General features: G+C 59.7%; 4 protein-coding genes. 2 read left to right on the top strand and 2 right to left on the bottom strand.

What is annotated here, in order from left to right; all coding sequences use genetic code 11:
• Both WLY71_RS18365 and WLY71_RS18360 read left to right on the top strand, forming a co-directional pair.
• A partial coding sequence (locus WLY71_RS18365; protein ID WP_347804666.1) for an autotransporter family protein occupies window positions 1-1,672 on the top strand: 1,672 nt, incomplete at its 5' end.
• A 326-nt stretch (window positions 1,673-1,998) separates the two neighbouring features.
• Complete coding sequence (locus WLY71_RS18360; protein WP_347804665.1) at window positions 1,999-3,072, top strand: autotransporter domain-containing protein; 1,074 nt, start codon at window positions 1,999-2,001, stop codon at window positions 3,070-3,072.
• 86 nt (window positions 3,073-3,158) lie between these two features.
• Here WLY71_RS18360 and glgB read toward each other — a convergent pair whose 3' ends face one another.
• A complete protein-coding gene (gene glgB / locus WLY71_RS18355) occupies window positions 3,159-5,390 on the bottom strand; it encodes a 1,4-alpha-glucan branching protein GlgB (protein WP_347804664.1) in 2,232 nt (743 codons plus the stop codon).
• Between the two features lie 2 nt (window positions 5,391-5,392).
• Window positions 5,393-8,734: a maltose alpha-D-glucosyltransferase gene (gene treS / locus WLY71_RS18350; protein ID WP_347804663.1), complete on the bottom strand. Its 3,342-nt coding sequence runs from the start codon at window positions 8,732-8,734 to the stop codon at window positions 5,393-5,395.
• Between the last annotated feature and the right edge of the window lie 28 nt (window positions 8,735-8,762).

Genomic DNA, 8,762 nt, shown 5'->3' with positions numbered 1-8,762 from the left:
GTACATCAACTGGGAAACGGCCAACCTGAACAATGGTTCGCAGTTCGATCTGGCCGGCAATTTTGTATTGGGCGACAGTGCCAGCGGCACCGGTGTGTTCGATATCGATGGCAGCAGCACGCTGACGCCAGCCCAGGGCAGCATCACGCCATTCACCGCCGGCCAGCGTGCAACCTTAAACAACGCCGGGCGGATCGACCTCAGCAGCGGTAATACCCGAACCGACGACACCCTGACGGTGCAGGGCAATTATTCGGGGAACGGCGGCCAGTTGCTGTTGCAAAGCGTGGTGGGAGACGACAACGCCCCCAGCGACAAACTGGTGGTGAACGATGGGACATTGACCGGCAGCACATTGATCACGGTCACCAATCTGGGCGGAACCGGCGGGTTGACGCAGCAGAACGGTATTGAGTTGGTGCAGGCTCAAGGCACTGCTGTCAGCACCCCCGATGCGTTCGCGCTCAAAGGTCCGATATCTGCGGGTGCCTTCGATTACTACCTGTTCAAGGGTGGCGTTAGCGCAGGCACCGAAAACAGTTGGTATTTGCGTTCTGCCGTTGTGGCCCCCGCGACCGTCACCCTCCCAAACCCGGATCCGGCCTTGCCACCGATTGTCGTCCCGGTCGTCGCAACGCCGGTGGCCGCACTCGCTCCCGCCAGCAGTCCACCGCTACCGGTTCTACCGGCAGCCGTACCGGGCGCGTCACCGATTCCGCTGTACCGCCCCGAGGTGCCGACCTGGTCGGTACTGCCACCCGCTGCCGCGCAACTGACCCTGAATGCACTCGGCACTTTCCATGATCGCCAAGGCGATCAGCGCCTGCTCAACGAAACCGGGGCCTTTGGCGCTGGCTGGGGTCGGGTCTACGGCAAGAACGTCGATCAGACCTGGGCCGGCACCGTAACGCCAAGGCTCGACGGTTCGCTCAGCGGTTTCCAGGTTGGTAACGATGTGTACAGCTCACAGACTTCCAATGGACAGACCCAGCGCACTGGTTTTTTTGTCGGGCATACGCGTTTACAGGGCGATGTCGACGGTTTCAACCAAGGCTTTGAAGACAAGCGCGCTGGCCAAGTGGAACTTGAAGGCGACAGTTATGGCTTGTACTGGACGTTGACCGATCCCAAGGGCTGGTACGTCGACACCGTCATCATGGGCACCCGGCTCGACGGTGACAGCCACTCCGAACGCGGCCTCAAACTGGATAACCGAGGCCACGCCTTGACTGTTTCGGCGGAAACCGGCTATCCGATTCAAGTGACGGATAACTGGGTGGTTGAACCCCAGGCGCAGGTCATCCATCAAAAAGTCTCGCTGGACAGCCAGGACGACGGCATTTCCCACGTTTCATTCGACTCCGACAGTGCCTGGACCGGTCGCCTCGGTGCTCGACTCAAAGGCCTTTACCAAGTCAGTGGACGCCCATTGGAACCTTATGTACGAGCCAATCTGTGGCACACCCTTTCCGGTATCGACTCGGTAACCTTCGACGGCGCGGACCGGATCGATACCGAGCAAAAATCGTCATCGGCCGACCTCGGTGTCGGCGTTGTGCTTAGCCTCGCGAAAACCGTGAACGTGTATGGCGGACTCGACTACACCAGCAATATCGACAGCAATCAGCTGCGCGGAACGGCCGCAAATGTCGGTGTCAGGGTGACTTGGTAAACCGGTATCTCACTATCAAAACCGCTCTGGAATGCGGATTTTTTGACGATTTTTCGAACAAACAAGAACTTAGATGTGCGGCGTAAATCAGTCACTTGCAAGTCCTAAAATACACATACCACTTATCGGACATTTTCTTGACGCGATGTCAAGGGTCTTCTTAGCTACACGTTACTACCCCCGGAAATATTACCCGGGGCAACCCCCCAGACTCCCGCAAAATCGGGCGGCCAGAGGCTTGCCCCACTACATTCGGTCGCCCCTCATTCGGGGTAGGAGAGAGACGCCAGAGCGAGATTCGGCATGCGATTGCAAGGTAGACCTCCATGAAAACGTCATTCACCCAACAAGAGATCAAAGTTACTTTTTGCACTGTCTCGAGTTCACTCCTTCTGTGCTCGTCCATGGAAGTACAGGCAGGGCCGGCAGAGGATCAAACCACCCCTTGGTACCGTCAGGATGTTCCGGTCATGACCTTACCCGCCGTCACTTTCACCGCCCCCTACTCCGGCCGTTTCAGCGCCGCCTCCGATACACGAAGTTCGCGCCTGACCATCGAGGACGCTGCGCCTTCGGCCTGGGATCAGGTGTATGGACAGGCTTCGCGACAGGCGCAAACCGATGTTCTGGCTCAGGGGTTTGCTATCCCTGGCAGTAGCGAGTTCAAAGGTCCGGCGATCCTGACTCTGCAAAGCGGTAGCGGTCATACCCAGCGGGTCGGACTGGTCGGCGGCACGACTCAGTTACAAGGCAACAGCAACGGGCTGCTGACCGGTCGCGCCCTTGCTGACCCCAGCCACGACACCCTCAACCTCGAAGGCCAGAGCCTCGGCGCCTACTGGAGCCTGACCGGGCCCCAAGGCTGGCACGTGGATTTGACGGCCAGCGGCGGCCGGGTCAACGGTTATACCCGCAATGACCAGGGCGCCCGACTGGCGACCGAGGGCAGCGCGGTGACGCTGTCGGTGGAAGGTGGTTTCCCCATTGGTCTGAGCGATAACTGGGTAGTCGAACCCCAGGCGCAGTTGATCAATCAACGCATTACCCTGGACACCCCGTATGCCGGGTCAGGCAATGCCTCGTCCAGCGATCTGACGTCCTGGAGCGGCCGGGTCGGTGCACGGTTGAAAGGTAGTTACAACATCAACGGCCTGGGGGTCGAACCCTATGTGCGAACCAACGTGTGGCACACGGTATACACCGGCAATACGGTGAACCTCGATCAGGTCGAGAAGATCAGCAGCAGCCGTTATTCATCGACCGTCGAAGTGGGTTTGGGGTTGGTGGCCAGAGTGACACCCGCCGTGAGTCTTTACGTCAGCGCCGACTACAGCAGTGATGTGGATGACAATGATTTGAACGGGTTGATTGGGAGTTTGGGTGTGCGGATGCGGTGGTAAAAAGATCAAGAGATCGCAGCCTGCGGCAGCTCCTACATTGGGTGGCGTACACCTTGTAGGAGCTGGCGAAGCCTGCGATCTTTCGGTCAACCCTCCGGACGCAGCATCAACACCGCCAGCGGCGGCAGGTTCAATACCAACGAGAGGGCCTGGCCATGGCTCGGCTCTTCCTCGGTAAACGCCCCGCCGCTGTTGCCATAGTTCGAACCGGCGTAAGTAGCCGCATCGCTGTTGATCACCTCGGTCCAACGCCCGGCAAACGGTACGCCGACGCGATAACCCTCACGCGGCACCGGCGTGAAGTTAGCCACCACCAACACCGGCCGCCCCTCCCTGCTCCAGCGCATGAAGGCGTAAACGCTGTTGATTGCATCATCACCAATCAACCACTGGAAGCCTTGCGGCGCGTCATCCTGATCATGCAGCGCCGGTTCTTCGCGATACAGCCGATTAAGGTCGCCGACGAGTTTCTGCACACCTTTGTGTTCCGAGTACTGCAGCAAGTACCAGTCCAGCTGCTGATCGTGGTTCCACTCACGCCACTGACCAAACTCGCAGCCCATGAACAACAGCTTCTTGCCCGGATGTGCCCACATGAAACTGAGGTAGGCGCGCAGGTTGGCGAATTTCTGCCAGCGGTCACCGGGCATCTTGTCGATCAGGGAGTGCTTGCCGTGAACCACTTCGTCGTGGGAGATCGGCAGGATAAAGCGCTCGGACCAGGCATACACCAGACCAAAACTCAGTTCGTTATGGTGATGAGCGCGGTATACCGGGTCTTGCTGGATGTAATGCAGCGAATCGTGCATCCAGCCCATGTTCCACTTGTAGTCGAAGCCCAGTCCGCCTTGTTGCGTGCCCTGGCTGACACCCGGCCACGCGGTGGATTCTTCGGCAATCACCAGCGCGCCGGGGGCTTCAAGGTCGACCACGTCATTGAGATGGCGCAGGAAGTCGATGGCTTCGAGGTTTTCCCGACCGCCGTGACGGTTCGGCACCCATTCGCCGGCCTTGCGCGAATAATCGCGATACAGCATCGACGCCACGGCATCGACCCGCAGACCGTCGACGTGGAAATGTTTGAGCCAGTGCAACGCCGAGGCCAGCATGTAGCCGTGCACTTCGGTGCGACCCAGGTTGTAGATCAGCGTGTCCCAGTCCTGATGGAAGCCTTCCTGCGGGTTGCCGTATTCGTACAGCGCGGTGCCGTCGAACTGCGCCAGGCCGTGGGTATCGGTCGGAAAATGCGCTGGCACCCAGTCGAGGATCACGCCGATGTCGGCCTGATGGCAGGCATTTATGAACGCGGCGAAGTCATCCGGCGTACCGTAGCGGGCGCTCGGGGCGAATTGCGACAGCAGCTGATAGCCCCAGGAGCCGCCGAACGGGTGTTCCATGATCGGCATCAGCTCGATGTGGGTAAAACCCAGATCCTTGACGTAAGGAATCAGCCGCTCGGCCAACTCATGCCAGGTGTACTGGCGGGCGACCTCGCCCAGATCATCCAGCTCACATTGCCAGGACCCGGCATGCAATTCGTAGATCGACAGCGGCGCACTCACCCGATGACGGTCGCCCCGGGATTGCATCCACTCCTGATCCTGCCAATCGATGTTCAGCGGCGAAGCGACTTTTGACGCGGTGTCCGGCGGCAGCGAGGTGGCCAGCGCCATCGGGTCGGCCTTGAGCGGCAGAATGCCGTGGGTGCCGAGGATTTCGTATTTGTATGTTTCCCCCGCTTGCATGCGCGGGACGAAAATTTCCCATACACCGGTAGGATGACGCAGGCGCATCGGGTGCCGGCGACCGTCCCAGTTGTTGAAGTCACCCACCACCGACACCCTTTTGGCGTTCGGTGCCCACACGGCGAATCGCACGCCATCGACACCGTCGACGGTTTGCAGCTGCGCGCCCAGGCAAGCGCTGAGATCGCGGTGATTGCCTTCGGCGAACAGGTACAAGTCCATCTCACCAAGCAACGGGCCAAAGCTGTAAGGGTCCTCGGAAATTTGTTCGCCGCCGGCCCACCGGGTTCGCAGCAGATACGGCTGCGCCCGATCGAAGTGCCCGACGAACAGGCCCGGTGTCTGGGTGGCCTCCAGGTTGCCGAGTTCCTCCCCGGAGTCCTTGGCCAGTACCTGCACGCTCAAGGCGTCCGGCAAATAGGCCCGAATGAATTGCCCGCCGGCACCATCGCCGTGGGGGCCAAGAATTGCAAAGGGGTCGTGATGTTCGGCGCGTACCAGCGCGTCGATGTCCCGCGATCTGGGCAGCAACGCTTCTTTAGCGTGACCCTGTTCCTTGTTCGAGAAACTCATGACTACTCTCCACCAAGATCGGAAAAGGGTTTAAGCCCACTCAATAGTCCATATAAACCGTGCAACGGCACGGGCAACCAGGTGGGGCGATTTTCTGCCTCATAGGCCACTTCATACGCTGCCTTCTCCAGGCCGAACAACGCCAATGCGGCGTCCTCGCCTTCCGGATCTTGCCATGCATGAGCAAGACTAGCTGCCGCCAGCCGATAAGCGTCGACAAATGCTTGTCTTGCTTCATTTAAATAGCGATCGGCGACACGTAGACGAGCGGCTTGGGCATCGGCCGTGTTATCGACGTTGTGCACCTTGATCGCCATCGCCGCAGCGTAGTCAAAGGAACGCAATACGCCACTGACGTCTTTGTACGGGCTGTGTTTGCCCCGTCGCTCATGCAGCGGCCGCGCCGGCTCGCCTTCGAAGTCGATCAAGTAGGCGTCGCCCTTGATCACCAGCACCTGGCCCAGGTGCAAGTCGCCGTGGACGCGAATGCGCAGACCACCAACGGCTTTTTTGCCCAGCTCCTGAACATGGCTGAGGATGGCTTTTTTGTTGTCCAGTAAACGAGTGACCAAGGCTTTGTCTGCCGGGTTCAATTCGCTTTGATGCTGTTTGAGCAACTTAAACGCGTACTCCAGTTGCGCTGCCACATCCTTGGCCGAGGCCAAGGCATCTTTCTGGGTGGTGACCTGCGGAACGAAGTCCGGGTTGTCGCTGGGCGCCGCCAGCAGCTGATGCATTTCGCCCAGACGCTGACCGAGCATGCCGGCGAAGTCTCTCAATTCACCCAAGGCGTTGTAGTGTTGCTCCTGCTCGGACATGGCGTCGGCCAGTTCGTCGCGCAGCGCCCGTTCGAGGTTATTCTGGGTCCATTCCCAGGCGTCGCCCTGATTGCTTAAGTAGCCCTGGGCAATCATCAGCAGGTTGTCCTCGCCCGCCGGATCGCGGCGCACCACTGAACCCAGCAGCGGCGAAATATTACGGAAACCGGCGCGAGTCAGGAACGCGCTCATTTCCAGTTCCGGGTGCACGCCGGACGCGACCTTGCGGATCAGTTTCAGCACCAGGCTGTTGCCGATCACCACCGAACTGTTGGACTGTTCGGCGGACAGGTAACGCACTTCCGATTCCCCGCTCAGGCCGAGATTCGCCAGTTCCGCCGTCGGCTGAAAACGGATCTCGCCCGCACTGGAAGACAACACGATATCGCTTTGCATGCCCTGCAAAACCGCATGCACAAAGGTTTCGAGGCTGAAGGCATCGGTGATCAAACCGACCTGACGCACGCGCCGGACGCGAGACAAGGCCAGTTGCTGAGGCAGCGCGGCACCCACCTGATCTTCGGAGATAAAACCGAACGGCAACTGATAGCGGCTGGTCTGGCCGCCACTGGTGACGTCGATTTCACTCAACAACACGGGGTGCAGCGGATCGCCGAAGCGTACGCCGTAAGCGATGTTCACCTGTTCGATGGCCGCGTCCTTGCCGGCAAACCAGCGGCGATTCTGTAGCCAGCTCGGCAAGATGCCCTGCTCCAGAGTGCCGCGGGACGGCGCTTCGAGCAGTTCTTCCATGCGTTTTTTCAGCACCAGCGTGGTGAAGTCCGGCAGGCTTTGCGCCGGTTCCACGTGCCAGCTTGGCATCTGGTTTTCCGCCGCCAGTACGAACCAATAGAAGCCGTAAGGCGCCAGGGTCAGCAGGAAATTCAACTGACCAATAGGCGGAAAGGCGTTACCGCCGAGCATTTCCACCGGCACCATGCCGACGTAGGCCGACAGGTCCAGTTCCGCTGCTTGCGCGCTACGTGACACGTTGGCCACGCACAAGATGATTTCGTGCTTGCCGTCCGGCCCGGTGAACTCCCGGGTGTAGGCCAGGATCCGCCGGTTGCTCGGCGAGAGCATTTTCAGCGTGCCGCGACCGAAGGCCTTGGACTGCTTGCGCACGGCGAGCATGCGCCGGGTCCAGTTCAGCAGCGAATGCGGGTCGCCGGCCTGGGTTTCAACGTTGACCGACAGGTAGCCGTATTGCGGGTCCATGATCGGTGGCAGCACCAGGCTGGCCGGGTCGGCGCGGGAGAAACCGCCGTTACGGTCAATCGACCACTGCATCGGCGTGCGCACGCCATCACGGTCGCCGAGGTAGATGTTGTCACCCATGCCGATTTCATCGCCGTAATACAGGGTCGGCGTGCCGGGCATCGACAGCAGCAGACTGTTCAGCAACTCCACACGACGACGGTCGCGCTCCATCAGCGGCGCCAAGCGGCGGCGAATGCCCAGGTTGATCCGCGCCCGACGGTCGGCCGCGTAGTAATTCCACAGGTAATCGCGCTCCTTGTCGGTGACCATTTCCAGGGTCAGCTCATCGTGGTTGCGCAGGAAAATCGCCCACTGACAATTGGCCGGGATCTCCGGTGTCTGGCGCAGAATGTCGGTGATCGGGAAACGGTCTTCCTGGGCCAGCGCCATGTACATGCGCGGCATCAGCGGGAAGTGAAACGCCATGTGGCATTCGTCGCCGTTCAGGCCTTTGGCGTCGGTGTCGCCGAAGTACAGTTGCGTGTCTTCCGGCCATTGGTTGGCCTCGGCCAGCAGCATGCGGTCCGGGTAATTGGCGTCGATTTCGGCACGGATCTGCTTGAGGACGTCGTGGGTCTCGGGCAGGTTTTCGTTGTTGGTGCCGTCGCGTTCGATCAGGTACGGAATCGCGTCCAGACGCAGACCGTCGATGCCCATGTCCAGCCAGTAGCGCATCACCGACAGCACGGCTTTCATGACTTGCGGGTTATCGAAATTCAGGTCTGGCTGATGGGAATAGAAGCGATGCCAGAAGTACTGGCCGGCCACCGGGTCCCAGGTCCAGTTGGATTTTTCGGTGTCGAGAAAGATGATGCGAGTGCCGTCGTACTTTTGATCGTCATCGGACCAGACGTAGAAATCCCGCGCCGCCGAACCTTTCTTGGCCTTACGCGCACGCTGGAACCAGGCGTGCTGGTCCGAGGTGTGGTTGATGACCAGTTCGGTAATCACCCGCAGGCCACGTTTGTGGGCTTCCGAGATGAACCGCTTGGCGTCGGCCATAGTGCCGTAGTCTGAGTGCACGCCACGGTATTCGGCAATATCGTAGCCGTCATCGCGTCGTGGCGAGGGATAGAACGGCAACAGCCATATGGTGTTGACGCCCAGATCGGCGATGTAATCGAGTTTGGCGATAAGACCGGGAAAGTCGCCGATCCCGTCATTGTTGGAGTCGAAAAAAGACTTAACGTGAACCTGGTAGATCACCGCATCCTTGTACCAGAGCGGGTCCTTGATAAAGGTGGCAGCCTTGGGTTTCTTCGCCATTTGAAACTCCTGTTGAATTCGAAAGTCG

Origin of the sequence: Pseudomonas rossensis (genome assembly GCF_039888995.1) — a bacterium.
GTDB classification, from domain to species: domain Bacteria; phylum Pseudomonadota; class Gammaproteobacteria; order Pseudomonadales; family Pseudomonadaceae; genus Aquipseudomonas; species Aquipseudomonas rossensis.
The sequence above is the reverse complement of the archived record's forward strand: the minus strand, read 5'-3'. Positions and strand labels throughout refer to the sequence as shown.

What these genes read in the sequence shown, in the direction of transcription:
- WLY71_RS18360 (WP_347804665.1), top strand. Translation starts at nt 1,999, where the DNA reads ATGAAAACGTCATTCACCCAACAAGAGATCAAAGTTACTTTTTGCACT.
- glgB (WP_347804664.1), bottom strand. Translation starts at nt 5,390, where the DNA reads ATGAGTTTCTCGAACAAGGAACAGGGTCACGCTAAAGAAGCGTTGCTG.
- treS (WP_347804663.1), bottom strand. Translation starts at nt 8,734, where the DNA reads ATGGCGAAGAAACCCAAGGCTGCCACCTTTATCAAGGACCCGCTCTGG.